This window comes from Rhizobium sullae, assembly GCF_900169785.1.
GTDB lineage: Bacteria > Pseudomonadota > Alphaproteobacteria > Rhizobiales > Rhizobiaceae > Rhizobium > Rhizobium sullae.
This window is the reverse complement of record NZ_FWER01000036.1, coordinates 53,953-80,517: the sequence shown is the minus strand read 5'-3', so window position 1 is coordinate 80,517 and position 26,565 is coordinate 53,953. Positions and strand designations below refer to the sequence as shown.

Here is a 26,565-nt window from a genome sequence, read left to right as displayed (position 1 = left end):
ACGGCGCAAATGTCTCTCCAGATACGCGAGGATCACCGATAAGAAAGTCTTAAGTTTCCTTTGGCGCAACGGCTTGGGGCATTGGTTTTTCAGCGCCAATCCAAAAATGTCATCCTTGTTGCGGCGGCGTTGGCGGGCGAAGATGCGCATTGAACCAATCCGTAGCGTGCCGGACCACTTCATCGAGGGTACCGGGTTCTTCAAAAAGATGGCTCGCGCCTTGGATGATAAAAAGCTGCTTCTCGGTTTTCAGCGCATCATACGCCCGTTGATTCATTTCGATCACCGGCCCGTCGAGACTTCCGACCAGAAGCAGAGTGGGTGCGCGGACATCTGGCAAGACATCAATAGCCAGATCGGGCCGGCCGCCGCGCGAGACGACTGCCGCAATGCTCGAACCCAAATGTGAGGCGGCCGTCAAAGCCGCAGCCGCGCCGGTACTCGCGCCGAAATAGCCGGGCACGAGACCGGAAGTTCGCGGGTTGTCTCCGATCCAGCCTGTTGCCAATGTCAGCCGCGATGCAAGAAGATCGATATCGAAGACGTTGCGTCTGTCGCGTTCTTCGTTCTGCGTCAACAAGTCAAGTAAAAAAGTGCCTAGTCCGGCCCTTCGAAGCGCCGCAGCAACGTGGTTGTTCCGCGGGCTGAGTCGGCCGCTCCCGCTCCCGTGAGCAAATATAACGATCCCCGTTGCCCCGTCAGGTATGCCCAAAAGACCGTCGAGGCCCTCCGGTTCGATCCGCACCTCCTCGTTGCGCTCTGGAAAAGGCATTTCGGCCATGTGTCTATCCCGTTGTGTCCTTGCGTTCCTATAAAAGCACAACTGAAATCGGCCGCGATGGTTTCCATGAATGGAAGAAATCCTGCCGGCGAGGCGCAGTTCGATCGGTATTGGCCTCGTATGTCGCCGGCTTCACTTGTCGATGTGGCGCTCGCGGACGTCGGCAGGGGGTACTGTCCGTCGCCTAGACCTGTAGCAGGGCGTAAGGCTTACCCGTCGGCTTTTCGACATCGGCCGCGACATTGAAAACCGGCGCTCCGCCAGGTGTGCGGCCTTCATAGGTGCCGCGGTGGGCATGGCCATGGACGACTGCATCGACATGAAAGCGATCTATTGTTTCTGCAAGGCGTGAAGAGCCGAGGAACGGGTAGATTTCCGGAGGCTCACCGATCACCGTTTCGGCGATCGGCGCATAGTGCAGAACAACCAGAGCTCGCTTGGCGCGCACCTGACGCATCGCGTTTTCAAGACGCATGGCCTCGTCGACACTCTCGGCAACCATGGCCTTGATCGCCGCTTCTCCGAACGAACTGAGCATATATCTGCCAAAGCCGCCTGCGAAACCCTTGGCGCCGACGAAACCGACGCCGTCGATTTCCGTTGCCTGCCCATTGAGAAGGTGGACGCCCGCTTCCAGCAATATGGAACACACATCGTCCGCAAAGCCGCTTTCATGGTCGTGGTTGCCGAGGACTGCGACAACAGGTACCGCGCAACTCCTGAGCTCGGCTGCTAATAACTCCGCTTCCTTTGGTTTGCCGAGATCCGTCAGATCGCCGGCGATCACGAGCACATCGGCCGCACCTGAAATCTCGGAAAAAAGGTCGCGATAGGAGCTCGCGGTGTCTTCCCTTACATGAAGATCCGCGACGGCTGCGACGGTTAGTTTTCCATTGGTTTTGTTCATCAGGCAGCTCCTGTCATTCGCTGCGCGCCTCTCCGTCACCGCCAACGTCGGCAAACCCCCATTCTTTGACGTCGATTTCGAAATCACTGTGCGAGTACATGCGACCGCGGCAGATCTTCGTCTGTGGCAGCGGGAGTTCGCGCTGGGCGGCAAGCCGGTCAAGGAGTTCGTCGAGAAGCCACAAGGGCACCTTGTCTCGCTCGGTGGGGTATATCCAGCGAAAGTTCAGCAGATGGATCAGAAGGACCTCCCAGTGCACCTCCAAATATCCGAGCAGCTTGTGCCAGTCGATCTGGTCGTGCGCCCTGAGGATAACGTGTGCGACGTCTGCGCCGTCATAGCGATCCCGCTGCTGTATGAAACACTTCGACCAGATCAGTTCCGTTGGTGCGATGATTGAGACATGGCTCCCATTCAGCTCGATCCGCCGTGCTTTTTCGAACCACTGATCGCTAACCGGCATCGTCCCATTGGACGATGCGAAAATGACATCGAAGAAATGCCGGCCTTTGAAGACCTTTCCTAACCATCGATCGTCCTCAATCTCGACAGCATAGCCTTGTGCCTTGAAGTGCGCCAGAATGCGCGCGTAGTCGCCGGCCTTGCAGAAAATGTCGAGATCCTTGGTGGAGCGTGAAATGCCGGTATAGGCGCTGACGGCGTAGGTTCCCGCCACCAGAAAGGGAATTCCTGATGCGACCAGCTCTCTCACAGCTTGCGCGATGAATACCTCCGCATCACGATCGGCCAGCTGCGGCACGGCTTTTGCCTCCATTCGAGAGGAGGCGGCAGCGCGCGCGCCTTGTGTGCAGGAAGTCATTCCGACGCCTTCCAAAAATCATTGATGATACCGGGAACACGCAGCCTGTTACTAAGTTCCATCTTCGGCTGACGATGAAGGAGCCAATACGCAGTCGACGGCGGACTTGTCATGTAGTGAGGCGCGGCTGACGGAATCAGAACTCTCGGAACATTTTCCGACGACGTTTGTTGCAAGGCATGTGCGGTGACGAGGAAAGGCGATGAGAGCTCCGGCATGGCGTGGCAGGGAGGCCTGTGAGTTCGGAAAGGAACCTGCATGCCCGAGCTAAAAACTCCATGGTACATCGACGCGGTCATCTACGGCATCGATGTCGAGAAATTTGCGGATGGAAATGGCGACGGCATCGGCGATTTCATCGGGCTGACGCAACGGCTATCATATCTCAACGACCTCGGCGTGACCTGCATTTGGCTGTTGCCTTTCTACGGCAGCCCTGATCGGGACAACGGCTACGACGTCAGTGATTTTTACGCCATCAATCCGAAAGTCGGCACGCGGACCGACTTCCTCAATTTTCTCCACGGGGCCGGCGAGCACGGCATCAGGGTGATCATCGATCTCGTCGTCAATCATACTTCAAACGAGCATCCGTGGTTCGAAGCGGCGCGGCGCGATGACAAGACGCGCTTTCGTGACTACTATGTCTGGAGTCGTGATCCACCGCCGGTTGAGGCTGGAGCGACTTCGATTTTTCCCGGCGAGGAAACCAGCGTCTGGAGCTACGACGAAGTCGCCAGGGCCTACTACTTCCACAAGTTCTATCACTTCCAGCCTGAACTCAATATCGCAAACCCCCAGGTTCGCCAGGAGATCGAGCGCGTGGTCGACTACTGGCTGGCCTTCGGCGTCAGCGGCTTTCGCCTGGACGCTGCCCCTCTGATCATAGGCGACAACGGTTTGGAGCGAGCCAATCCGCGTGATCCACATGGTGTTCTGCGGGATATCGGAAGCTATCTGCAAAAGCGGCGGCCTGGCGGCGTCCTGCTGGGTGAAGTCAACCTCGAACCAGAGGGAATGGGACGGTTTTTCGGGGAGGGCGAACAGCTCGGCTTGCTGTTCAACTTCATGCTGGCCTGCTACATCTTCGCAGCCATGGCGAAGGAGGATGCCGGTCCGATCCACGAAGCATTGAGCCTTCTGCCCGAGCCGCCGCCTTTTTGCGGATGGGCGAACTTCCTCAGAAACCTCGATGACTTCGATTTTTCGCGCGTGCCGGCAGAATTGAAGGAGCAGGTCTTCAAGGTCTTCGCGCCTGAGGAGCGTATGCAGGTCTTTGGTCGTGGCATCCGCCGGCGGCTCGCGCCTATGCTGAAGGGCGACCAACGGCGCATAGAGCTTGCATTCAGCCTTATCATGTCCATGCGGGGACCGCCGCTTTTCGTCTACGGCGACGAAATAGGACTTGGTGAAGACTTATCGCAACCAGGCCGGAATTCAGTTCGCGTTCCGATGCAGTGGTCTGCTGAAAAGAACGCAGGATTTTCAAAGGCGAATGTCGGAGATCTCGTTCAGCGTCCGGTTTCCAGCGGCCCGTTTTCCTACGAGCACGTCAATGTGGCAGACCAGCAAAAGAACCCTCGATCCCTATACAGTCACATCAAACGCCTGATCGCGTTGCGGCGCAAACGTCCGATCTTCAGCAGCGGGCGTTTCGTCAGGCTGAATGCCAGCGACCCGGCGGTATCAATTCACGGCTTTGAAGATGCCGGTTCTCTTCTTCTCGTCGCCCACAACCTCTCGAGCCGTGAAGTCACAGCTGAAGCAGAACTCGACGCAGTGTGTTGCAAGAGGCTTACTGATCTGATCGGCAGGGCAGAATATGACGCCTCGATGAAGCTTCGCCTGAAGATGGCCCCTTATGGGTATCTTTGGCTGAGTTCGGAAGAGAGCTGATGGTTCACGTCGGATATCATGCATCTCAAGAGCAATTTACCCCGCGCGAACTGATCGATTATGTCCGTCTTGCCGAGCAGGCAGGTTTTAACAGCATCATGTCGTCCGACCACGTTGCGCCGTGGAGTGAACGGCAAGGTCAATCCGCCTTTGTCTGGACATGGCTTGGTGCAGCGATGCAACTTACAAAGCTGCCTTTTGGTCTGATCACGGTCCCGTCAGGCTGGCGATACCATCCGGTGATAACAGCCCAAGCGGCAGCCACGCTGGCGCAACTTTTTCCGAACCGGTTTCCGTGGATGGCCGTTGGAAGCGGCCAGGCGTTGAACGAACATGTCGTAGGCGATCGCTGGCCTTCCAAAGCCGAAAGAAACGCGCGGCTAATCGCTGGCGTAGAGATCATTCGAGCTCTCTGGTCTGGCGAGACAGTCAGCAGCACTGAACCGGTAAAGGTCGACGAAGCGAAGCTTTATGCGCTTCCCGATCGGCCGCCGCTGATCATCGCCGGCGCACTCTCAACCGAGACTGCCGAGTGGGCAGGAGGATGGGCCGACGGTTTGATCACTATCAATCAGCCACGCGAAAAAATCGTCGAAATCATCGATGCCTTCCGCCGCGGCGGTGGCGAGGGAAAGCCGCTCTATCTGCAGGCTCACATTTCCTACGCGCCGACGGAGGAAAATGCCTTGCTGAATGCCTTCGATCAGTGGCGCAGCAATGCGGTTACTGCAGCCATGGCCGAAACACTGCGTTCGCCTAAAGAGTTCGACGAAGCGTGCGTAAATGTTCGGTCGGAAGACATGCACCGGTATGTGAGGATCGCCTCCGATATCGGACAGCACAGGGCATGGATTGAGGAAGACGCGGCGATCGGCTTTGAAAAGATATACGTTCACAACGTCGGCAGAAATCAGCGCGAATTCATAAAGGCGTTTGCTCAGCTGCTATCTGCACTGTCCTGAGGATTTCATCTGGACACGCCTTCTAACGCAAGGCTGTGTCCGCGCCTGCGGTCTGGCCTGCTATCCGGGCGCGGCTCAACTGCTTCAGATCTACGTCTGGTTCCCGGAGATCGACTACGCCTCGCCCTCGTCGCCCGCCGCGCACCCGTCCGGGGTTGCGGTAGCAAGACCACCGTCGCTGTAAGAGCAAAAGGCGGCAGTCCAGAGGTCGTCCGTTACATCCTCCTCAGGTGACGGCCCGCGAAGTGAGTTAGGGTCACAAACTCGTTTTTTTTCAAATGACGGAACCCCTGTTGCGAAATAATGATAGGTCGAGTGAGGGTTCGTCAACAGCGCGGAGAGAATCCGAAGGTTCGGGGGCCGTTTATTGACCGACCGTCACGTTTTCGACGGCATCAAGGCGCTGACGAGTTGGCGGACTGTGCCGCCAATGACTCGGCGTTCATGAGGATCTCCCTCGAGAAGGGCCGAGGATATGTTGCGCACCTGCTCAAAGCGGATGTGGGGCGGCAGCGGCGGCACCTCCGGCCGGTCGGAAGCCAGCGCATCATCCCATGCACCTGCAAGCTCGTCTGGGCGATCGGAATGCGCTGCGAGGCATCGAACTTGGGGTCTCCTTCCATCACGCGCTTGGCCGCGAAGAAAAGAGCGATTGTCCTCCTTCTCGTGAGCATCCATTTGCTGTTGGGTCCTTTCCGCAGGAACCTCCCGCGGATATTCCGTTTCCTCGGCTTTCTGAGAGGTGCGCTGATCCAGGGACACGTGAGATTCCCGCGTTTTGGATTAGCAAAAGGCTAGCGCCGACTAGTTGACTGGTTCTTGCGACGAAAGCCGGAGAAAAGTGCGATCCGGCTTTTTCATTCACCGCGGTGCAGCCGCTACCGATTCTTCTTAGTCTTGAAAGCGTCAGACACTTTCCTGACCTTAGGATCGTTCAAATTTTCGCCATGCGCGTCGCGGTCGCGTTCAGGGTTATCCTTGGCCGGCAGATATCCGGAGGGCTTTGTTGCGGGAGGGCCCTCCCAGCGTGGCGACTGATCCGTCATGCCTGGCGTACCATCTCTCGGCTTCTTGATTGCCATAACATGCTCCTTTCGTTGCGGAACGAACACGGCAGTCGGGCAATTGTTCCGATTGCTTCACCTTCGGCCGCTATGCACTCAACCGAACTTAATCCAACGCGGGCGGTGTTGAGACGATGCTTCGCTCATCGAGGCTGGTATCGGGCAGTCCCTCGACTCGCTCCTCCGCCTCTTGGCGAGAGCCCTTGCGGTCCGACCTTTTGAAACCCGCGGAACGCTCGTGCGGGGATGGATCGTGCAAGGTGTCGGAGGGATCGTCCAAACCGCTGCTGCCTTGGTCCTCAAGCTTCGTGTCGGTCGGTATCGGCTCCAGATCCATTTCGGGTGGTCTCATGTTTTGCCGACCTTCCACCACATCGTCTTTATCAGGTGGCTTTTGCATTAATTTCCTCCTGGCAAAAAACAGCCTCAAGCCGTGAACTTGGCGTCGGATTGGCGCTTTGCGCTCATGAGGCTCTGTTTGACGTCTCGATCGACGACACTTGTATGACTCTCTTCCCTGTCGGCTTTGCCTTTGAGGGATATAAATTGGCAAACGACGCACAAAGATTGATGTTCCAAGAATGATTTGCCACAGCGATCGAGTCTGTTTCGCGAGGCCCGCGGACGCTTCAATACGATCAATGAGCAAAGACTGCTGATGCAGCTATTTTCCTTCTCTTGCTGCATGCCGCGCTCCAGCGCCCACGCGATCGAAGGCCGCTAGCGTCTGCCAAGAGGACATTTGCGGGACGTTCTGAACCCGCGCTGCCGATGGCGTCAGCACCTTTCCCGTTCTGTCACATTCCGCGCATGTCTCGCCGCCGACCTACCGGTCCCACTACACCGGCGACAGATGTTTTCCGCGGCGTATGGCGTGCTATGGGGTACGGCATCGATATCTTCCTTCTTGGCGTGTTTCGGTTCTTGGTTCTTCATGTCGTCATTCCTGCTGATGTTACCCTCCATAAGTACTATCTATTCAGGAAAGGCGATGTTCCTTGGAACGATCCGCCAGCAAGCTGCCGCTTCCCATGGCAGTACAACATCCTGGTTACCTGACACCGAAATGTCGCCACACGAACGATGGCTCCACGATGGTCGAGTGATTTTGAGGTTCTGGCTATCGAGTCGCCAAACTTGTTGCGCCAGCTTCGCGAAAAGCGGCCTCAGCCCTGGCTATATCTTCCTGCTTCAGGTCCGCCGAGACTTCGATCTCCCCTCTCAGCGCCGCATGGACGCGGCCGTCCGAATGGGAAGCATCACCGCCTGAAGGCGCGGTCCCAGAAGAATTGCGTTTCTCCTTCGGCTGCACGAAAATATCAGCGCGTGCGATGTGATGCTGCTGCGCGAGGCGTTCTATGGCAAGGTCCGCTGCCGCGCGGGTCTGAAAAGTAGCGGTGATTGTTCTAACGCTGTCGTCTGCCATTGAATCCGTCTCCTGATCTCTCAGTTCTTTCTGCCTTCCTCAAATATTGCCGTTGCCTATAACGGCAGCCAAAGTTCATTCCGAACCCAGCCGCGATGCGTCGTGCTGCTGCTTTACTTCCTTCAGACGCTTCTCCCGCGGCGTATCAGGGAGCTTTCGTTTTGTGGCCTCGACCATCATTTCATCGGTCTCGACTGGCTGAGCGCTGTCATCGGGAAAACCTTCGGCACTCTGGCCGATCGGCGCGTTTCTCGGTCTGTCATTCAGACCATCAGTGAGCTTCTTATCTGTCATGTCAGCCTCCTCTCGATTAGAGAACTCGCAAACGAGCCTTTTGTGCCCTCAACGAGGCGGAGAAAAGGGCAACATTGAGTCGACGGATTTGGACAAGGTCCCCGCAGTATCTCCTCATACTCGACTTTCTGGAATGGCGAAGCTTGGACCTCATTGCCGGGCGAAATACGAAGCCGTAACTCTGGTGGCGGTTGCGGCCGGCTGCTGCTGTTCCTTCCAACTGGAGCGCAATCGGCTCATGATGTTGAGGGAACATTTGAAGCGCTGTGATGTTTGACGGGTCTGTAATTTTAATCGACCAGTGAAGCGGCGAGAACACGATGAAGAAATTTATTCTCACAGCTGTCGGAATAGGACTGGCTCTCACGACACCGGCCTTCAGCCAATTAGCGGCCGAAAAAATCGGTGTTGACACTTTGATTGGCGTGCCGCCAAAGACGGAAGATTTCATCCAGGAGGCCGCAACGGGCGACATGTTCGAAATCCAGTCCAGTAAGCTCGCCATGGAGCGAACTGACAATGCGACGAAGGCCTTCGCGCAGCAAATGATCACAGATCATCAAAAGACCAGCGAGAAATTGAAAGGTCTTGTGACAGGCGGCAAAATTAAGGCCGCGCTCCCGACCGCGATGACATCCTCTCGAAGGGGTACGCTCGACCAGCTAAAAGGCCTTCAGGGCGAAGCTTTCACAAAGCAGTATCATTCCGACCAAATGTCCGCTCACGAAGGTGCAGTCGACCTGTTCAAACGGTATGGCGAGGAAGGCGACAATGACGAGCTGAAGGCCTGGGCAGCGAAGATGCTGCCGGCGTTGGAGCACCATCTTCAAATGGCGCAGAGTTTTAACAAATAGTGGATGCCTGCTCGCTGCCGGAGGCAGAGAATTGTCCTTGTTCATCCAACCCGTCGACTATCTTCTTATTGCCTGGTTTCTCCTCGCGGCTCTAAGCACCGCCTATGTCGCTTGGGACCAGTTCCGAAACAACCCCGAGCCGGCCGTGATGAAGTGGGGTTTCATCCTCGTCACGCTCTACCTCGGTCCGGTCGGCCTTCTGCTCTACGTGCTTACGGACAAGGAACCCCGGCCCTACACCCACGAAGAGTTCGTAAGACCGCTCTGGAAGCAGGGGATCGGCAGCACTATCCACTGCGTCGCCGGCGATGCGACCGGCATCATCATTGCCGCGGTGATCACCGCCGTCGCCGGCCTGCCGATGTGGCTGGACATCATCGTCGAATACATTGCAGGTTTCGCCGTCGGCCTGTTCGTGTTTCAGGCGCTCTTCATGAAGAACATGATGGGCGGAAGCTACTGGCAAAACGTTCGCGGTTCTTTCATGCCCGAATTCATCAGCATGAACGCCATGATGGCCGGAATGGCGCCGGTCATGGCGATCCTGATGATGGGTCGCGACATGCGCGCCATGTGGCCGGGAGAGATGCTCTTTTGGGGCGTCATGGCCCTCGGGATAGGAATCGGGTTTGCGGCCGCCTATCCCTTCAACGTCTGGCTGGTCTTCAAAGGGCTGAAGCATGGATTGATGACGGCGCGCGGCGGCGATCGAAACGAAGATGCCGCCGGCGAGGAGCCTTCGGAGCATCCCGCCATGAGTATGGGCCATGGGTCGGAAGCCCGACACGCTCAGCACACGTCTCGCCGGTCACCTGCGTCGCATGGGAGCCACCAGCACGGAAGGAAGCTGCCCTCGGCTCTCGCGCCCACCCGGACCCAGCTCGCGACGATGGCGGGCTTCACCCTGATCATGCTGGTTGGCGGCTACGCGTATCCGTTTACATTGGTCAACATGGGCCTCAGTGCCCACGACGTCGGAAGGTCGATCATGGCGCCTGGGATGATCATGACCTTCGATACGCCGGCAGACGCCATGAAGGACATGGCGGCCGTCGACCCGCGCGACATCAGCTTCGACGCGCCTGCCGGCGCCAGCGGCGGCTCTATCCTGCAGCCCCGGATGGAAGGCGGCGTGAAAGTGTTCGACCTCACGGCCTCCGTTATCCGATGGACGATCCTGCCAGACGTCACGGTGGAAGCTTACGCCTATAACAACCAGGTTCCAGGACCGACGCTACGCGTGACCGAAGGCGACCGAGTTCGTATCAATGTCAAGAACGACCTGCCCGAAAGCACCACAGTGCATTGGCACGGTCTGATCCTCCCGAACGAAATGGACGGACCGGCGACGATCACTCAAGAGCCCGTGGAACCAGGACGGACCTTCTCGTACGAATACACTGTCGGCCAGCACGGCACGTATTTCTATCACACGCACGACCACGTCGACCGCCAGCAGGCGCTCGGCCTCTACGGAGCGCTTATCATCGACTCGAAGAATCCGGCCGACGCCTTCCCCGCCGACCTTGAATACGTGGTCCAGCTTCAGGAGTGGATCAAGCGGGGTTGGCTCACCTTCCCGTCCATGCCGATGGAAGGGGCGCTTCCCAACTATTTCACGATCAATGGCAAATCGTATCCAGCCACGGAAACGGTCCGCATGAAGGTCGGCCAGACTCTGAAAGTGCGATTCATCGGATCCAACACGACAGCGATACACCCGATGCACATCCACGGCGGCCCTTTCGAAGTCGTCGCGATCGACGGTGAGACGTTGGCGCCATCGGCAAGGTACCTCGCCGATACGGTCAACATCGCGCCGGGCCAACGGTATGATGTTCTTTGGATTGCGCGAAACCCAGGGAAGTGGCTGATCCACTGCCATATCTCGCATCACACGACGAACAACAACGTCGAGACGGACGGCGGCGGTGGTTTGATGGTCATCATTGAGGTTGCGGAAGGCAGGTATGGATGAGAGGCTCGTTACATCTCATTCTCTCCTCTTCATCTGTGTCCAGGCCAAAGGCGGTTGAAACGGACTTTCCGAGCGGCCGCATCCCCAGTTCCTCAGGTGGCATCGCGAGAACTGCTTTAAGCGATGAAGGCGACGACTGCGGCAAGTTGATCGGATCATCCGGATCAGTCCAGCGAGGTGATGTTCTGGCGGAGCATCCTTGCAAATTTCTTCAGATTCAGGGGATGAGGGTATTGGGCAAGGCGGGAGCGGATCGCGACGACATGCGAGCTATGATTGATCTGGCGCTGAAACCGCTAGAGTAACTCGCATTTGACATAATGATCAGTTTTTACTAATCATAAGTCATGACTGTTGATCACGCCCAACTATCTGCTCTCGGCGACGCTACCCGACGTACGATCTTCGAACTGATCGCGTCGCGCCCTCGCACTGTCGTGGAAATCACACGCGAGGTTACCGTCTCCCAGTCGGCAGTTTCCCAGCATCTCAAGGTGCTGCGCGAGTCGCATCTGGTTCGAGCCGAGTCGAAGGGGGCGAGCAATGTCTACCATGTCGACCCGGCCGGGCTCGCCCAGATGCGCGCTTGGCTCGACCGGTTCTGGAGTACAACCTTGTCGGCGTACAAAGTGGTCGCCGAGAATTCATCGGAGGAGTTGAAATGAACACGCAGATGCCGATCGCGTCCGTCAAGCAATCGATCGTTGTCGAGGCACCGATAGAGCGAGCGTTCAAGGTATTCACCGAGGGATTCGGCAGCTTCAAGCCACCGACACACAACCTGCTCGCAGTCCCGATCGCCGAAACAGTGTTCGAACCACGCGTCGGAGGTTACATCTACGACCGCGGCACCGACGGCAGCGAGTGCCGCTGGGCGCGTGTGTTGGCCTACGAGCCGCCCAATCGGGTGCTCATGAGTTGGGACATCAGCCCGCGGTGGCAAATCGAAACAGACCCGGACAAGACCAGCGAGTGGGAGGTGGTGTTCACCGCCGAAACCGACAATCGCACCCGCGTCGAGCTTGAGCATCGAAATCTCGAACGTCACGGTCAGGGCTGGGAAAGCGAGCGCGATGGCGTCGCAGGTGATCATGGCTGGCCGCTTTACTTGCAGCGGTTTGCAGACCTGTTCCAAAGTGCGGCCTGAAGAACGAATGCGAGGTCCCTCTGAGTGGAAATACATTACTTTGAGGCCCTCGGCGGTCTGCTCTCGCGCAATCCAAGGAAGGGACACGAGTGGTCGCAGCATCATGCCGCTATCATACGGCAACATCGAAGACAGACCAGCGACCTCAATGCAATGAGGCGCTCGCGGCGTGACGCTCACCCCTGTCGTGTAGGGCGAACCTGTCAACCATGTCGGCGCAAGCTTTATTGAAGCCCAACACCTCAGCATCGATGCGCATCTTGCGATACTTCAAGACCGGCGAAACATGCAATCGCAGGTCTTGGCGCAAACATGCCGCTTCACCAGTCTCCTGCATGGTCCACTTTCGAGCCGCCATTTGGCGGGACCATGTGACCGACTTGGGGGCGCAAAGTGGTCGGCCAACCACGAATATGCTAACTCTGCCGAGGGCAAAAATACGTCATTCGACCGTTAGCGATTCGAGCTTTTTCACCGCCGATCACCGCCGTTACCACGCTTTCTCGCCTCTTGGCTGTTTCCCGCTCTTCGCGGGCACGTAACTCCGGCGGCAATTTTCGGCGTTATTGTAGCAAAAATGGCAGCTTTGGCGCCCCAGCGCAGATGAAACAGATAACTACGTTTCCGCTGGATCACTCTGATATTGCGATCGCAGGCACGAAAATCCGACCAATCGTCTCCGAGGCCAGGCTCCGTGTCGTCCTGCTCGCGAACATCGTCGGTTTCGCCGTCGTCGCGGCAACGACATTTGGGGCGTCGCCAGCGGTGAAGCGCGGGACATAGCCAAGCTATTTCTCGTTATCCATCTGCTCTTCACGTTGGCCTTCGTGATGGCGGCTGCTCGCGGACGTAAATTCTGAGGTTCTGTACCCACGTCCGCTTCACGACCAGTTCCGCTCGGCCTCATTCAAACTGTTGGTCTTCGATACCCTTCGGATAGCGATCGAGGGTCAGCTTCAACTGGATACCGTGCTCGAGCCATGCCTTCAGCCCCGCCAGCAAAAGTGTGAAGCCTTGTGTGGAATCAGCGACGTAGCGCATGAGCTTGTCGGCATCTCCCGTCCATCCGGACTCCTGCACGCGTACGAAAGTCGTGCCATCCGGAATGGATTGGAACGTCCATTCCACAGTCGTTGGGCCGCTGTAGCCAGGCCATTCGATCACGACGCGCTTGTTAGGCTCTATGACCTTTGGCGTGACCTCGATGGAGACGTCGTGGCTCTCCCAATCCCACTTGACGGTCTTACCAGTCTCCAGCCTTCCGCTGCCTTTGCTGAACCAGAATTTCGTCGTGATGTCCGGGTTCACGATCGCTTCGAAAACATGCTCGACCGGCTTGCGGACGAGCATTCCGGTCTTGGCGATCGGTATACGCGTGATCTGCGGATTGTTCATCACTCTCTCCTTCTATTTAGTGAAAAGCATTATTTCATATGGCTAGTTCCTCTCCGCAGCCAAGGGTGTGTCTGGGGCCGTTACTCAGTGTTGCTCATCGCCCAGCATGTGATCCGCCAGGCTGTGCAATGGCTCGCCTGATAGGCGTTCCGGACCCGGTTCATGTGCGTGAGGTTGAACGCCCGGATGGCCTGCAAAACACGGCGCGTCGTCAGGACCTTGCTGATTGAGGAGAACCCGCGGACCTTGATGCCGGCGTCACGACACAGCGCTCAAGAAAAGCTTCGTCCAGCCGGCCGTGATGGAGTGAACGATCATCGACGGCGGCTCCATCGCTCAAGGAGGTGAGAAATGACCAGTGACCGCAGGGTTTCCCGCGAAATCGTCGAACGCTTCCACAACGCATTTGAGAAGCATCGCCCCGAAGATGTTGATGATCCCATCAGCGAGGGCTGTGTTCTTGAAAATACGGCGCCGGCCCCGGATGGAGCGCGCTACGAAGGGCGCGAGGCTTGCCTCGCTTTCTGGAAGGGCGTGGCGTCGTCGGCCAACCTCGTCTTCAAAGCTGAGGAAATCTCCGCGATGGGCGACCGCGGGATCATCCGCTGGCAGCCTCGCTGGAGCGAACGCGAAGGGGACTGGGTTCGAGGCGTCAATATCATGCGCGTCAAATGCGCGTCCGGGACGGAAAGGTCGTCGAGGGTCTGGGGTAAGTGAAGGGGGCTGACGTTCCGATCGCGAACCGGCGATCCGCGCCGGTCTGAATCCCGAGCCTCAGCATCTTCTCAGCTGTCGCGGGTCCGACACCGTGGAATTTCTTGACGGGCAGGGCCTCGACGAAGGCTGGATCCTGCTTCGGCGTGATGACAAACAATCCGTCGGGCTTGCGCTGGTCGGAGGCCATCTTGGCGAGGAATTTGTTGTACGAAACACCGGCCGATGCGGTGGGGCAGCCATCGCATTCTGGCTCCCGCGCGATTAACATGCATTTCCTTTCACTCGAAGGCAAAGGATGGGCGAGCGCGCGATCGCTGGGCCGTTACCAGCCTAGATCCGTTTCGGTGAAGTCGTTGCCCTTGTAGGCAATCTTCGTCCGATACGCTTTTGCGCAGGCATAGGAGAAGCAGTCGCCTATATTGAGCTTGGCAGGATGATTGACGACCTTTCCAAACTGCTGGGCTGCGTCGAGAGCTTTCGTACCAACATCGCCGGAAATCATGGTTTCGCGGGCCTCCAGATCGATAATGAACTGATCGACCATAAGGCGGGCCTGCGACAGCAGCATTTCCGGATTTGCCGGCCTATCGCGGCCTTGGGCCCCGGCCAGACGCCGCGTCAAAGAAAGCGAAGCTTCCATGCGCACAATGGCTGACACGAAAAATTGCCCGTGATGCTTTTCCAGCCGCTCCATTAGGGCGTCCGCATCGTCTTCTTGGGCAAGTATGGCGACAATTACTGATGCGTCGATGAACAGCATCAGTCTTCGCCCCACATTTCATCGGTTTCGCGCTTATGGTCGCCGGGCGCAAATGGTCCCGCTGCGCGGGCCATCGCAAGGGACTTGGCAAGCCGATCTCGAATCGGCAAGCTGGCCTTGCGACTGGCGATTTCACGTTTGAGAGCCGCTTTAACGGCATCAACCTTGGATGTCTTTGTGAGGCCGATCAATTCGTCGGTGAGTCTGTCGACTTCTGGATCCTTGATGTAGAGCGGCATAGGCGGCATATCCTTTCTAGGATATTATAATATCCAAAATCGCATATGCTTGCAACGAGCCTCAGCCGGCCTTCACCAACTCATTCGATATGATCTGAGTTCTAAATCACTGTTATCCCACTTTCAGTCCGTAGGTGGTATATCTGTAGTGAAATGGCAGATGCTTCATCATGCCGGATACGACTCGATCTTCGCGCCGGAACACAATCCAGTGCTTTGGCGCTGAAATACTGGAACTTTTCAGGCTGTGATCAGTTAAGAAGCTTGGATCAGGAGAAATCTTGAGAGGGCGTCTGCATGCCGAACCTCCGGAAAATGGATCCAAAGAACAGGAAGTTCGATCCGCGCGACCGGCTGATCGTGGCGCTCTATGCGCAGCTGAAGGCAGAGCGGGAAACGCGCGAAACGCTGGAATGGGTGATACGCAACGGCGCGCTATCAGACGAAGTGCTCGAAGCGATCGCTTCCGACCCCGTGCGGCCCGTTACCAGCGACGATATCGCTTCCGTCGAAAAGATCATCGCGCTGGACGAGCGCCGCAAGGCAGCGCCGCGCGATGAGGACTAAAGAGAGGACTGGAATGATGGTCGACATCACCTATCAGATCGTGCCGCATGACGCGGGCTGGGCGTACAAGCTCGGCGGCACGCTCTCGGAAACCTATGCGACCGTGGAAGAGGCGATCAATCACGCCAAACACGCAGCGGCCCGCCAGAAGATCGGCAACGGCGACGCCACATTGGCTTTCCCAGCCCCGGACGGCGGGTGGAGCTTCATGCCGCTTGAAACGGACAAGAGTGGAAGCAGGCTCTGACCGGTAGCATAGGAGACGAGCATGGCAGCGCGGGCAAGCTGGAAAGGTCATTTGAAGATCGACGATCTTGTCTGCGCCGTCGGACTCTATACGGCGATCTCTTCATCGGACCGCGTCTCCTTCAATATCATCAACCGGAAGACCGGCCATCGCGTCGAGCGTCAGTTCGTGGATAGCGAGACGGGCAAGCCGGTGGAGCGCGAGGACCAGGTCAAGGGCTACCGCATGGAGAATGGCGAGTACATCGTCATTGAAGGCGACGAGATCGCCAGCATCATGCCGGAAAGCGACAAGGTAATGGACGTTCAGGGCTTCATTGCCCTCGATGAAATCGACAAGCTCTATTTCGACCGTCCTTACTATCTCGCGCCAGTCGATGAGCATGACGAGGAGGCGTTGCGCCTGATTGCCAGGAGCATGCGCGAGAACAACGTCGCAGCGCTTGCCGAGGCCGTGCTTTTTCGGCGCAACCGGACGCTGCTGATCCGCCCGCGCGACGACTGCGTCGTCGCGACGATGCTGAACTTCGACTACGAGGTTCGTTCTGCCGGTCCCATCTTCAAGGACATTCCCGATATCAAATTCGACAAGGAAATGCTTGAGCTTGCCGGCCATATCATCGGCACGAAGCAGACTGCATTCGAGCCGGGCGAGTACGAGGACCGCTACGAGGCGGCGCTGACCGAACTGGTGAAGGCCAAGATCGAGGGCAGAGTGCTGCCGAAGAGGAAGCCGAAGCCGGAAGGCAAGGTCGTCGATCTGATGGAGGCGCTGCGCCAGAGCGCCAAGATGAGTGGAAAGAAAGCACCTGCGAAAGGGACGGCGCAGCGCAGCGCCTCTGATAGCCGACGCAAGAAGGCTAGCTGACCATGGTGCTTGAAACCTATCAGGCAAAACGCAACTTCGGAGCCACACCCGAACCGCGCGGCGCCAAAGGCCGCAGTCAGGGAAACAGTTTCGTCATTCAAAAGCACGATGCTACGCGGCTGCATTACGACTTCCGGCTGGAGATGGACGGCGTCTTGAAAAGCTGGGCGGTGACCAGGGGACCGAGCCTCAACCCGGAGGACAAGCGCCTTGCGGTCCATGTCGAGGACCATCCGCTTTCCTATGGCGATTTCGAAGGCATCATCCCGAAGGGCCAATATGGCGGCGGGACGGTGATCGTCTGGGACCGCGGTACTTGGACACCGCTCGGCGATGCGAAGAAGGCCTATCGAAAGGGCCATATCGAATTCGAGCTTGATGGCGAAAAGCTTAAGGGCCGCTGGCATCTGGTGCGAATGCACGGGCAGCCGGGCGAAAAGCACGAGAACTGGCTGCTGATCAAGGGAGACGACACCGAAGCCCGCCACGACGGCAAGGATATTTTGAAACAACGGCCGGAATCGGCAAAGACCGGACGGCGGATAGAAGAGGTTGCTAAAAACCCGACCGATACCTGGAACTCCAAGCCGAAGGGCGGTGGCAAGGCTGTAGCGGCAAAGGCCGGGCGGCAAATACATGATTGGCCCAAAGGCGCCAGGAAGGCGGCGATGCCGGATTTCGTGGAGCCGACGCTTGCCAAGCTGAAGGCCAAGCCGCCGGCCGGCGACGGCTGGATCCACGAGATCAAATTCGATGGCTATCGGCTGCAGATCCGGATCGAAAACGGCGAAGTGAAGATGCTGACCCGTACTGGGCTTGATTGGACGGAAAAGTTCGGCAAGGACATCGCCAATGCTTTCAAGGCATTGCCGATTCAATCGGCGATTATGGACGGCGAGCTTGTCGTCGAGCAAGATAGCGGCGCTTCCGACTTCTCAGCGCTTCAGCAGGACTTGAGCCAGAGGCGCTACGATCGGTTCGTCTTCTACACCTTTGATCTGATCTATCTCGACGGCCATGACCTGAAGGGCGTGCCGCTGATCGAGCGCAAGCGTCTGCTTGAAAAGATGTTGCCCGCCGGGAACGACAAGCTGCGTTACAGCGAGCATTTCAACGAGAACGGCAGCCTGGTTCTGGATCACGTCTGCAGGCTGAGCCTGGAGGGTGTTGTCTCAAAGCAGCGAGATAGCACATATACTTCGGGCCGCAGGGGCGAGTGGATCAAGGCCAAGTGCTCGCAGCGGCAGGAGCTTGTCATCGGTGGTTATGTGCCATCGACCTCGATGAAAAATGCGATCGGCTCGTTGGCGATGGGTTTCTACGACAACGGCAAGCTGAAGCATGTCGGGCGCGTCGGCACTGGCTATACGGCGACGGTCGCCCAGGATCTCTATGAGCGGCTTTCGAAAATCGAGCAGGAGGAGAATTCCTTCGACGACAGGCTGACGCCAGAGGAACGCCGGGGGCTTGTTTACGTGAAGCCGGAGCTTGTCGCGGAAGTGGAATTTCGCGCCTGGTCCTCCGATGATAAACTGCGGCATGCCGCGTTCCGCGGTTTGCGTGAGGACAAGCTGGCGAAGGACGTGGTGCGTGAGATGGAAAAGACCACCGCAAAGAACCTGCCGAAATCGACTGTCACGCTGACGCACCCGGATCGCATCTACTGGCCGGATGAAGGGGTGACCAAGGAGGGGCTTGTCGATTATTACGCGCAGGTCTGGCGCTTCATGGAGCCTTACGTCGTCAATCGTCCTCTAGCTCTGCTGCGTCTGCCGGACGGTATCGAGGGGCATCAGCGTTTCTTCCAAAAACACGCCTGGAAGGGCATGAACGAGAATATCGAGCAGATTACCGACCCGAAGGACAGGGGCGGCGAAAAATTCCTGCGCATCACCGATTTCGATGGCGTGGTGGCACTGGTGCAATCGGCCGTCCTGGAAATCCATCCCTGGGGGACGACGACGGATAGCTGGGAGAAGCCGGACATGATTACCATGGATCTCGATCCCGGCGGCGAGGTTCCGTGGGAGAGTGTCATCGCTGCCGCCCTGGAGATTAAAGAGCGCCTGGAAGCGGAAGGGCTTGCCGGCTTCGTCAAGACGTCCGGCGGCAAAGGACTGCATGTGGTCACGCCGCTGAAGCCGAAAGCAGGCTGGGCGGAGGTGAAGGCCTTTGCGAAACGGCTGGCGGATAGCATGGCTGCAGAAAATCCGGACCGTTACATCGCCAAGGCGACGAAAGCCGAGCGCACCGGCAAGATCTTCATCGACTACCTGCGCAATGGCCGCGGTAACACCGCAGTCGCCGCCTATTCGACGCGTGCCCGACCAGGAGCGACAGTCTCGATGCCACTTGAATGGAGCGAACTCACCGCCGATATTGGCCCGGCCTACTTCACCGTCGACAACACGCCGCCGCGGCTCGACGCGCTGCCGAAGGACCCGTGGGATGGGTTCTTCGCGGCCGCAAAGCCGCTTGAGAAGAGGAAACGGTAGGCTCCCAGCGCAACCGCTCGCGGCGAATGCCTTCTCCCCAGTGGGGAGAAGGTCCGGCAGGCGGATGAGGGGGGTCACAAGTTCGACTTCGCCTCGTTCCGTCGTCACCCCGCTCCGTTCACGCCGCCTTCGCCACTTCGCCATGCGGGTCGAGTACGAATTTCGTGGCGGCTCCCTGGTCGAAGCTCTCATAGCCTTGCGCGGCATCCTCCAGCGAAATCACCTTCGCGTTGACAATGTCGGCGATCGGCAGGCGGTCGTGGAGGATCGCCTGCATGAGCTGGCGATTGTATTTCAAGACGGGTGTCTGGCCGGTGTGGAAGGATTGCGCCTTTGCCCAACCGAGACCGAAACGGAGGGAGAGGTTGCCATGCTTGGCTGCATTGTCGGCGGCGCCTGGATCTTCGGTGACGTAGAGGCCCGGAATGCCGATCGAGCCTGCTGCGCGGGTGATCTCCATCATCTGGTTGAGCACGATTGCCGGCTGCTCGCCGCCTGAATGGCCGCGGGCTTCGAAGCCGACCGCATCAATGGCACTGTCGACCTCATTGCTGCCGACGACCTGAGCGATCATGTCGCCGAGACGGTCGCTCTTCGAAAGGTCGATCGGTTCAAAGCCGACCTTGGCGGCATGTGCCAGACGATCCTTGTTGAAATCGCCGACCATGACGACGGCAGCACCGAGGATGCGGGCAGACGCGGCAGCGGCCATTCCGACCGGACCGGCGCCTGCGACATAGACGGTCGAGCCGACGCCGACGCCGGCGCGCACTGCCCCGTGGAAGCCGGTTGGAAGGATGTCGGAAAGCATGGTGAGATCGCGGATCTTCGCCATCGCCTGATCTCGGTCGGGGAGTTTCAGCAGGTTGAAGTCGGCGTAGGGTACCGTCACGTAGCGGGCCTGCCCGCCGATCCAGCCACCCATATCGACGTAGCCATAAGCGCCGCCGGCACGCGCCGGATTGACCGTCAGGCAGACGCCGGTGTCCTGCGATTTGCAGCAGCGGCAGCGGCCGCAGGCGACGTTGAAGGGCACGGAAACGATATCGCCGACGCTCAGCATTTCGACGTCGACGCCCTTTTCGATGATCTCGCCGGTGATTTCGTGGCCGAGAACGAGGCCGGGCATAGCCGTCGTGCGGCCGCGAACCATATGCTGGTCGGAGCCACAGATATTCGTAGAGATTACCTTGAGGATGACGCCGTGCTCGATACGGCGGCCATCCGGCGCTTCCAGTTTCGGATCATCGATGTCGCGGACTTCGACTTTGCCGGGCCTTAGATAGACAACGCCTCGGTTTTTGCTCATTTTCATCTCCTCCATTGAAAATGTGACCAGCCATGCATGGCTCCTCTCCATGCAGGCCTCTTCGGACAGAATAGTGCAGAACGGCCGGCGCGCCGTTCCGTTTACGACGGTTTGGGGCTGGAAATGGCCGCTACGCTCAGCGGGTTCTCGGCGACCTCGGCTTTTCGTCCTCCGCGNTACGACGGTTTGGGGCTGGAAATGGCCGCTACGCTCAGCGGGTTCTCGGCGACCTCGGCTTTTCGTCCTCCGCGGCCAAGCTCTTCTTCAGGGCATCAATGATGTTGATGACATTGCCGGTCGATTTGACGGCGGGGCGCTTTGTTGCCGGTNAAGCTCTTCTTCAGGGCATCAATGATGTTGATGACATTGCCGGTCGATTTGACGGCGGGGCGCTTTGTTGCCGGTGGAGCCTGCTTGAGGCTCTTCGTTTTGTTGCGGATCATTGTCCTCAGCCGTTTCTGGATTGGATCCTGCACCATGGAGGCGCTCCACTCCTTCGTCTCTTCCTTGACAAGGCGCTTCATCATGGCGAGCAGCTTGGTATCAACCTTGACATCGATATCGAGATGCGAGACCGGCTCTCGCAATTCGTTGCCGTAATGTAGCGTCCAGAGAATGATGCCCTTGCCTTGAGGCTCCAGAAGGACGGCCCGTTCGCGGCGATACAGCACCAGCCTTGCGATGCCGACCACATTGTTTGCCCTCATCGCCTCGCGAATGACGCAGAAGGCCTCGGTACCGACCTTGTCTTCCGGCGCCAGAAAATGCGGCTTGTCGTACCAGATCCAGTCGATCGAGCCGCGCGGCACGAAGGTGTCGATATCGATGGTGCGGGTGCTTTCAAGCCCGACCTCCTCGATCTCCTCGTCTTCGAGGATGACGTAATCGTCCTCACCCTTCGGATAGCCCTTGACCTGCTCCTTCTCGGGCACGGCCTTGTGGGTGACGCTGTCAACGTAGCGGCTTTCGACCCGGTTGCTGGTCTTGCGATTGAGAACATGAAAGCGGACTTTGTTGCTCTCGGTCGTGGCCGGCGTCAGCGAGACGGACGCCGTGACGAGTGACAGCTTGAGATAGCCTTTCCAGAATGTCTGCCGCGCCATGGGCGATCTCCTTAAGCCGCCTTGTCGAGTTCGGGATAGTGCCGGAAGATGCCATCCTCGTTGAAAGGAATGCGCCGCTCCGATTTCAGATAGGCGGCGATGTTCGGACGCCTGGCCACCGCAACATGCAGGGCAGACAGTGCCGGATATGTCGTTTGATAACCCGCCATGCCATTTGGAAACGCGTAGTTCAGGCCTTCGATGATCTGAAAGAGGGAGAGATCCACATAGGTAAGCGCATCGCCGAGGATATGTTGCGAGCCCTTCGGATTCTGCTGCAGCACACGCTCGAAATAGCCAAGGAACTTCGGGACACGCTCCTTGATGAATTCGGCCGAGCGCGCCTTTGCCTCCTCCTTCTGATCCTCGTAGTAGAGCGAGGTGGCAATCGGATGATGCGTGTCATGCGCTTCGGCGACGAAATCGGTGATCGTGAGTTGCAAGCCGTTCAGCACGTACCGCAAGCCTTCGTCCTCAGGCGCCAAATGAAGCTTCGGGCCAAGATAGAGCAGGATATTGGCGACGTGCGGGATGATGAGGTCGCCGTCCTTCAAGAAGGGCGGAGCAAACGGGATATGCGGCTCCGAGCCGCTTCGCATGAGCCTCATCATTGCGCTGGTACCCCGGCCGCTGCCGGATTCGCGTGTGACGTCGATATAGTCCGCGCCCGCCTCCTCCAGCGACAGCCGGACAAATTCTCCGCGTCCCTGGATGCCATCCCAGTAATAAAGCTCGTAAGCCATCCATTCCCTCAATGCCGGGTTTCGCGGCCGAAATCTTTCCGCAGTTCGTCCTTCGCCTGTTCAAGTGTGTCCTTTTGCTTCTTCGTCAACTGGTCACCGGCGCGATTGATATAGAAAGTCAGCATCGACATGGCCGAGCGATAGGGGCTTGACTTGCGGCGGTGGCTCGCCTCAGCCGATTGTTTGATCGAGCGGGCGATCTTCTTCGGATCGCTGGATGTGAAGACGCCCTCCTTAAGGTCCATGGCGTCACTGCGCTCGGTAACCTCTTGCGACCATTTCTTCTTCGCCTTGGTCATCGGCAAGCTCCTCGGTCCGGGACGGCGCACCTTCAAAGCGCGCCAGTCTAGCGATCAGTGGTGGGTATGATGTTCGTTGCGTTTGCGCGTCGCGGCCGCTTTCTTGGCGGATGCGGAACGTTGGGCTGCCGAGCGCGACGCGGATGCTGCACCGCCCTTGCGGCCGCCTTTTTCGGAGGCTTCGTGCGTCTCCTTCTTGCCGCGGCCCGAACCGGACTTCTTCCCGCCGCCGCTTTCCTTGTTGACGGTGGCCCAGGCCCGGCGCTCTGCCTCCTGGTCGGAAACGCCACGTGCCTCGTAGCCTTCCTCGATGTGTTCGGCCTTGCGTTTTTGCTTGTCCGTATAAGCGGATTTGTCACCTCTTGGCATCTCTCTGCCTCCTCTCGTTGCAAAAGAAGTTGAACCGCCAGGAACTGCAAAAGTTCCAGCCTTTAGGCACCGAGTTCGGATATTGAAGCGGAAGCCAGGCATTGGGTGGAAGCTAAGCGATAGGCCTCTGCCTGAAGGCGGTCTTCACCGCCTGGTCGAGGGCCGAACTGCTGAACGGCTTCAGAAGCAGAACCGAGCCTGAGAAGCGGCTTGCATCCGGAAGGTGGTTGTTTCCAGTCGCAAAGACCAGTCCCACGGATGGAAATATCTCTCTCGCCTTCGCGGCGAAAGCAGGCCCCGACATTCCCGGCAGGCCGACATCGGCGACGATGATATCGACTGCCGTATGCGTCAGGATCTCGACGGCCTGCTCGCCGCTTTCGGCGTCGATCACATCGTAGCCGAGATCCTGAAGTATCTCGGCCATGTCCATGCGAATGAATGCATCGTCCTCCACCAGCAACAACCTGGTTCTGTCGTGCGTGCCTTCGCGCGACGTCGTGCCTGGCGCAGGGCCCGGTCCGGTTGTTGCCTGGCGGCGCGAGGCGCTGCCGGCAAGCACATGGCGGATCTTCCGGGCAAGCGCGTCGCGCGTATAGGGCTTCGAGACAAGTTCGAGGCCGGGATCAAGGCGGCCGCCGTGGACGATCGAGTTCTCCGTATAGCCGGACGTATAGAGAACCGCGATGTTCGGCAGGCGTTCACGGGCCATGCGCGCGAGTTCGGGGCTCTTCAGCGGGCCGGGCATGACGACGTCGGTGAACAGCAAGTCGATATGCGCACCGCTTTCGAGGACGGTGAGCGCACTCTGCCCATCGCGGGCCTTCAGCACGTGATAGCCGAGGTCACTCAGCATCTCGACGACAGTGGCACGCACGCCCTCGTCGTCCTCTGCAACGAGGATGGTTTCCGTACCGCCGGCCGGTGGCGCCGCCTCGTTATTGGCGACGCGGTCCTCGGTCTGGAACGAACGGGGCAGATAAAGCTTGACCGTTGTACCTTCGCCGACCTCGCTGTAAATCTTCACATGCCCGCCCGATTGCTTGACAAAGCCGTAGACCATCGAAAGCCCAAGGCCGGTGCCCCGGCCCTCGGGTTTGGTGGAGAAGTAGGGTTCGAAGGCTTGCGCCATGACCTCCGGCGTCATTCCGGATCCGGTGTCGGTGACCGCGAGCACGACATACTGGCCCGCAGTCACCTCCGGATGGGTCCGGCTATAGGAATCGTCGAGAAACGCATTGCCGACTTCGACCGTCAGCTTACCGGACCCTTCTATTGCGTCCCGCGAATTGATGGCGAGATTGAGAAGAGCATTTTCGATCTGGATCGGATCGGCGAAGGTGTTCCAAAGGCCGCCGGAGACCATGGTCTCGACTTCGATCTCCTCGCCCAGCGCGCGGCGAAGCATGTCATCCATGCCCGCAACGAGGCGGCCTATGTTGACGACCTTCGGCTCCAGCGGCTGACGGCGGCCGAAGGCGAGCAAATGGCTTGCAAGCCGTGAGCCGCGTTCTACAGCGGCAAGCGCATTGGAAATCCGCTCCTTGGCGCGGCCGTCGTTCGAGATGTCCTTCCCGAGGAGCTGGAGATTGCCGGAGATCACCTGCAGCAGATTGTTGAAGTCATGGGCCACCCCGCCCGTGAGCTTGCCGATCGATTCCATCTTCTGTGACTGCTGAAGAGCAGCCTCCGTCTGCTGGCGCTCCGCGATCTCGCTTGCAACACGCATTTCCAGCGTTTCGTTGAGCTTGCGGAGCTTATCTTCGATGCTGCTGCGCCGGGCGATCTCCAATTCGCCTGCGCGCAGCAGCCGGGCGTTGTCGATCGCGACAGCCGCCTGGCCGGCGAGGCTGACAAGACTTGCCTGGGCCGCATCCGTAAAGCGGCCGGGCTGCGCATGGCCGAAGAAGAGGCCGCCGATCACTGCACCGCTTCGGGATTTCACCGGTACAGCGAGATAGCTTCGAACCGGAAGATGACCCATCGGCATGCCGGAATACGGAGCGTTCTGTCCGTAGCGTGGATCGAGCAGAATGTCGTCGGAACGCACGACACACTCGCCGCTAAAGGTCGGCGCGAAGACCTTGGTATTGCGCGGCATCGGGAATTTGTCGAAGTTCTTGCGGTCGACACCCGAAAGTGCATAGAGCATGTAGCTCCCGCCTTCGCCGTCATCGACATTGTAAAAGAACGCGCCGAATTCCGCGCCCGTCAGCGCGACGCCGGCATCGACAGCAATCTTTGTTAAACGGTCGACATTGAGTTCGGCCGTGATTGCAGCACCTGCTGCATTGACGATCGAAAGCGCCTCGGATTTCAACCGCAACTCCTCGAGCGCGTGACGCTCGCGGCGTTTGGCGATGACTTGCGCTGAAACTTCCATGGTTGCACAAAGCAGGCCTGCAATAGCTCCTGCTTCGTCGCGAAGCGGCGTGTAGGAGAAGGTGAACCACGTGTCCTCGATGCGACCGTCCCGGCGCATCGGAATCAGCAATTCCTCGAAGAGCTGGGATTCTCCCTGGAGTGCGGCGCGGACGATCGGCTCGAATTGCGGCCAGATATCGCTCCAGACTTCGGCGAAGGGTTTGCCAAGCGCGCCCGGATGACGTTCAGGGAAAATCGGCACATAGGCGTCATTGTAGATGAAGGCAAGCTCCGGCCCCCAGACGACAAAATTCGCCTGCCGCGAATTCAGAACGAGCTCGACGATATGCCTGAGAGAAGCGGGCCAGCTCTTGACCGGGCCCAGGCTGCAGCCGCTAAAGCCGGAATTCCGCAATACATCGCCGATGCTGCCGCCACCCCTCGGCCAAACGCCGTCTTCGAGCCGGGTCATTCCAACCGCTTTCATGATCAGACCGCAAACGATGTGAATCGCACGGGAATTCAGCCCACCTGCGAAAGGCAAAATAGAGGCTTGGGAGATTTCGGGAAGGGCAGGTCGGAAATAAGCTTAACGGCACCGGAGGCCGTCGTCACTTATCCAAACTTTCGCTTTTGCTATTTGCGATGGAGCCATTGAGAGCCGGTGAATGCCTTGCTGAAATTAAAGAAGCGGCTGGAACGGGAACGGGTTTCGGGGAATACAAAACCAACCATATTGTCGATCGCGACGACGAGGCCGAGGGCCAGAACCAGATAGAGAAAGGCGGCGAGGGATAAGATCAGCATCTCCGCTCTCACATCGGCGTCAAGAACATGTAGCAGCCTGCTACGACAAGGGAAACGAGAATGGCGTCGAAATAACCTCTGTTCATGACAAGCCTCCCACTTTCGCCGTTAACAGCCGAAGCGAAAATTGGTTCCGCCACTCGTGGCCATTTTGC

At 58.3% G+C, this 26,565-nt stretch carries 27 protein-coding genes and 3 pseudogenes; 12 read left to right on the top strand and 18 right to left on the bottom strand.

Going from position 1 to position 26,565, the window contains the following annotated elements:
* Window positions 1-142 precede the first annotated feature (142 nt).
* Complete coding sequence (locus tag BN1800_RS41995; protein ID WP_210191294.1) at window positions 143-409, top strand: hypothetical protein; 267 nt, start codon at window positions 143-145, stop codon at window positions 407-409.
* Window positions 410-965: 556 nt separating this feature from the next.
* On the opposite strand, the gene BN1800_RS26390 is transcribed toward BN1800_RS41995, so the two are convergent.
* Together BN1800_RS26390 and BN1800_RS26385 are read right to left on the bottom strand one after the other, a co-directional pair.
* Window positions 966-1,688: a metallophosphoesterase family protein gene (locus tag BN1800_RS26390; RefSeq protein ID WP_087001803.1), complete on the bottom strand. Its 723-nt coding sequence runs from the start codon at window positions 1,686-1,688 to the stop codon at window positions 966-968.
* A gap of 13 nt (window positions 1,689-1,701) precedes the next feature.
* Window positions 1,702-2,508 (bottom strand): nucleotidyltransferase family protein, encoded by an 807-nt coding sequence (locus BN1800_RS26385; RefSeq protein WP_087001802.1) that lies wholly within the window; start codon window positions 2,506-2,508, stop codon window positions 1,702-1,704.
* Window positions 2,509-2,766: 258 nt separating this feature from the next.
* On the opposite strand from BN1800_RS26385, the gene BN1800_RS26380 reads away from it, so the two are divergent.
* Window positions 2,767-4,404: an alpha-amylase family protein gene (locus BN1800_RS26380; protein WP_087001801.1), complete on the top strand. Its 1,638-nt coding sequence runs from the start codon at window positions 2,767-2,769 to the stop codon at window positions 4,402-4,404.
* Complete coding sequence (locus BN1800_RS26375) at window positions 4,404-5,366, top strand: TIGR03885 family FMN-dependent LLM class oxidoreductase (RefSeq protein ID WP_087001800.1); 963 nt, start codon at window positions 4,404-4,406, stop codon at window positions 5,364-5,366. The genes BN1800_RS26380 and BN1800_RS26375 overlap by 1 nt, the downstream gene beginning before the upstream one ends.
* Window positions 5,367-6,244: 878 nt before the next feature.
* On the opposite strand, the gene BN1800_RS42820 is transcribed toward BN1800_RS26375, so the two are convergent.
* From BN1800_RS42820 to BN1800_RS26345, 3 genes are all read right to left on the bottom strand, one after another.
* Window positions 6,245-6,442 (bottom strand): hypothetical protein, encoded by a 198-nt coding sequence (locus tag BN1800_RS42820; RefSeq protein ID WP_087001813.1) that lies wholly within the window; start codon window positions 6,440-6,442, stop codon window positions 6,245-6,247.
* A 94-nt stretch (window positions 6,443-6,536) separates the two neighbouring features.
* Complete coding sequence (locus BN1800_RS26360) at window positions 6,537-6,830, bottom strand: hypothetical protein (protein WP_027512502.1); 294 nt, start codon at window positions 6,828-6,830, stop codon at window positions 6,537-6,539.
* A gap of 1,101 nt (window positions 6,831-7,931) precedes the next feature.
* Entirely contained in the window at window positions 7,932-8,150 is a 219-nt protein-coding gene (locus BN1800_RS26345; RefSeq protein WP_087001797.1) for a hypothetical protein, read from the bottom strand.
* A gap of 320 nt (window positions 8,151-8,470) precedes the next feature.
* On the opposite strand from BN1800_RS26345, the gene BN1800_RS26340 reads away from it, so the two are divergent.
* The 4 genes from BN1800_RS26340 to BN1800_RS26320 all read left to right on the top strand — a co-directional run bounded on the left by BN1800_RS26340 (window position 8,471) and on the right by BN1800_RS26320 (window position 12,129).
* On the top strand, window positions 8,471-9,004 hold the full coding sequence (locus tag BN1800_RS26340) for a DUF4142 domain-containing protein (RefSeq protein WP_027512506.1): 534 nt from the start codon (window positions 8,471-8,473) through the stop codon (window positions 9,002-9,004).
* 37 nt (window positions 9,005-9,041) lie between these two features.
* The gene (locus BN1800_RS26335) at window positions 9,042-10,982 is read left to right on the top strand and encodes a multicopper oxidase domain-containing protein (protein WP_087001812.1); all 1,941 of its coding nucleotides are present in this window, start codon (window positions 9,042-9,044) and stop codon (window positions 10,980-10,982) included.
* A gap of 347 nt (window positions 10,983-11,329) precedes the next feature.
* A complete protein-coding gene (locus tag BN1800_RS26325; protein ID WP_027512509.1) occupies window positions 11,330-11,647 on the top strand; it encodes an ArsR/SmtB family transcription factor in 318 nt (105 codons plus the stop codon).
* On the top strand, window positions 11,644-12,129 hold the full coding sequence (locus BN1800_RS26320) for an SRPBCC family protein (protein ID WP_027512510.1): 486 nt from the start codon (window positions 11,644-11,646) through the stop codon (window positions 12,127-12,129). Before BN1800_RS26325 ends, BN1800_RS26320 begins: the two co-directional genes overlap by 4 nt.
* A 145-nt stretch (window positions 12,130-12,274) precedes the next feature.
* Here BN1800_RS26320 and BN1800_RS42810 read toward each other — a convergent pair.
* The 3 genes and pseudogenes from BN1800_RS42810 to BN1800_RS42805 all read right to left on the bottom strand — a co-directional run.
* Window positions 12,275-12,406: pseudogene (locus BN1800_RS42810) on the bottom strand (STAS domain-containing protein); the annotation flags it as partial.
* 626 nt (window positions 12,407-13,032) lie between these two features.
* Entirely contained in the window at window positions 13,033-13,524 is a 492-nt protein-coding gene (locus BN1800_RS26310; protein ID WP_087001795.1) for an SRPBCC family protein, read from the bottom strand.
* Between the two features lie 84 nt (window positions 13,525-13,608).
* Window positions 13,609-13,840: pseudogene (locus BN1800_RS42805) on the bottom strand (hypothetical protein); the annotation flags it as partial.
* 35 nt (window positions 13,841-13,875) lie between these two features.
* On the opposite strand from BN1800_RS42805, the gene BN1800_RS26300 reads away from it, so the two are divergent.
* On the top strand, window positions 13,876-14,241 hold the full coding sequence (locus tag BN1800_RS26300; protein ID WP_244564649.1) for a nuclear transport factor 2 family protein: 366 nt from the start codon (window positions 13,876-13,878) through the stop codon (window positions 14,239-14,241).
* Here the strand turns inward: BN1800_RS26300 and BN1800_RS26295 are convergent.
* From BN1800_RS26295 to BN1800_RS26285, 3 genes and pseudogenes are all read right to left on the bottom strand, one after another.
* Window positions 14,234-14,470 (bottom strand): annotated as a pseudogene (locus BN1800_RS26295) (DNA polymerase IV); the annotation flags it as partial. The gene BN1800_RS26300 and the pseudogene BN1800_RS26295 sit on opposite strands and share 8 nt — an antisense overlap.
* Window positions 14,471-14,563: 93 nt before the next feature.
* On the bottom strand, window positions 14,564-15,001 hold the full coding sequence (locus BN1800_RS26290; RefSeq protein ID WP_087001794.1) for a type II toxin-antitoxin system VapC family toxin: 438 nt from the start codon (window positions 14,999-15,001) through the stop codon (window positions 14,564-14,566).
* Window positions 15,001-15,240, bottom strand: a complete 240-nt coding sequence (locus BN1800_RS26285; protein WP_087001793.1) for a type II toxin-antitoxin system VapB family antitoxin — start codon at window positions 15,238-15,240, stop codon at window positions 15,001-15,003. Before BN1800_RS26285 ends, BN1800_RS26290 begins: the two co-directional genes overlap by 1 nt.
* Before the next feature lie 297 nt (window positions 15,241-15,537).
* Between BN1800_RS26285 and BN1800_RS26280 the strand changes: the two genes are divergently transcribed.
* From BN1800_RS26280 to ligD, 4 genes are read left to right on the top strand one after another with little or no spacing between them, the layout of a single operon-like run.
* On the top strand, window positions 15,538-15,807 hold the full coding sequence (locus BN1800_RS26280) for a hypothetical protein (RefSeq protein ID WP_087001792.1): 270 nt from the start codon (window positions 15,538-15,540) through the stop codon (window positions 15,805-15,807).
* Window positions 15,808-15,823: 16 nt separating this feature from the next.
* On the top strand, window positions 15,824-16,054 hold the full coding sequence (locus tag BN1800_RS26275; RefSeq protein WP_027512517.1) for a DUF2188 domain-containing protein: 231 nt from the start codon (window positions 15,824-15,826) through the stop codon (window positions 16,052-16,054).
* Between the two features lie 21 nt (window positions 16,055-16,075).
* Complete coding sequence (gene ku / locus BN1800_RS26270; RefSeq protein ID WP_087001791.1) at window positions 16,076-16,921, top strand: non-homologous end joining protein Ku; 846 nt, start codon at window positions 16,076-16,078, stop codon at window positions 16,919-16,921.
* A 2-nt stretch (window positions 16,922-16,923) separates the two neighbouring features.
* Entirely contained in the window at window positions 16,924-19,416 is a 2,493-nt protein-coding gene (gene ligD / locus BN1800_RS26265) for a DNA ligase D (protein WP_087001790.1), read from the top strand.
* A gap of 118 nt (window positions 19,417-19,534) precedes the next feature.
* Here ligD and fdhA read toward each other — a convergent pair whose 3' ends face one another.
* From fdhA to BN1800_RS41575, 7 genes are all read right to left on the bottom strand, one after another.
* Window positions 19,535-20,725, bottom strand: coding sequence for a formaldehyde dehydrogenase, glutathione-independent (fdhA, locus tag BN1800_RS26260; RefSeq protein WP_027512520.1), 1,191 nt, complete (start codon window positions 20,723-20,725; stop codon window positions 19,535-19,537).
* A gap of 272 nt (window positions 20,726-20,997) precedes the next feature.
* Complete coding sequence (gene ku, locus BN1800_RS26255) at window positions 20,998-21,828, bottom strand: non-homologous end joining protein Ku (protein ID WP_087001789.1); 831 nt, start codon at window positions 21,826-21,828, stop codon at window positions 20,998-21,000.
* Window positions 21,829-21,839: 11 nt separating this feature from the next.
* Entirely contained in the window at window positions 21,840-22,571 is a 732-nt protein-coding gene (locus BN1800_RS26250; protein WP_027512522.1) for a glutathione S-transferase, read from the bottom strand.
* 8 nt (window positions 22,572-22,579) lie between these two features.
* Window positions 22,580-22,870, bottom strand: a complete 291-nt coding sequence (locus BN1800_RS26245) for a DUF3175 domain-containing protein (RefSeq protein WP_027512523.1) — start codon at window positions 22,868-22,870, stop codon at window positions 22,580-22,582.
* A gap of 54 nt (window positions 22,871-22,924) precedes the next feature.
* Window positions 22,925-23,239 carry a hypothetical protein gene (locus tag BN1800_RS26240; protein ID WP_027512524.1) on the bottom strand — a complete coding sequence of 105 codons (315 nt, stop codon included), beginning with the start codon at window positions 23,237-23,239 and terminating at the stop codon, window positions 22,925-22,927.
* Window positions 23,240-23,351: 112 nt separating this feature from the next.
* Window positions 23,352-26,075: a hybrid sensor histidine kinase/response regulator gene (locus BN1800_RS26235; protein WP_087001788.1), complete on the bottom strand. Its 2,724-nt coding sequence runs from the start codon at window positions 26,073-26,075 to the stop codon at window positions 23,352-23,354.
* Window positions 26,076-26,239: 164 nt separating this feature from the next.
* A complete protein-coding gene (locus BN1800_RS41575; RefSeq protein WP_165928306.1) occupies window positions 26,240-26,410 on the bottom strand; it encodes a hypothetical protein in 171 nt (56 codons plus the stop codon).
* Window positions 26,411-26,565: the final 155 nt, after the last annotated feature.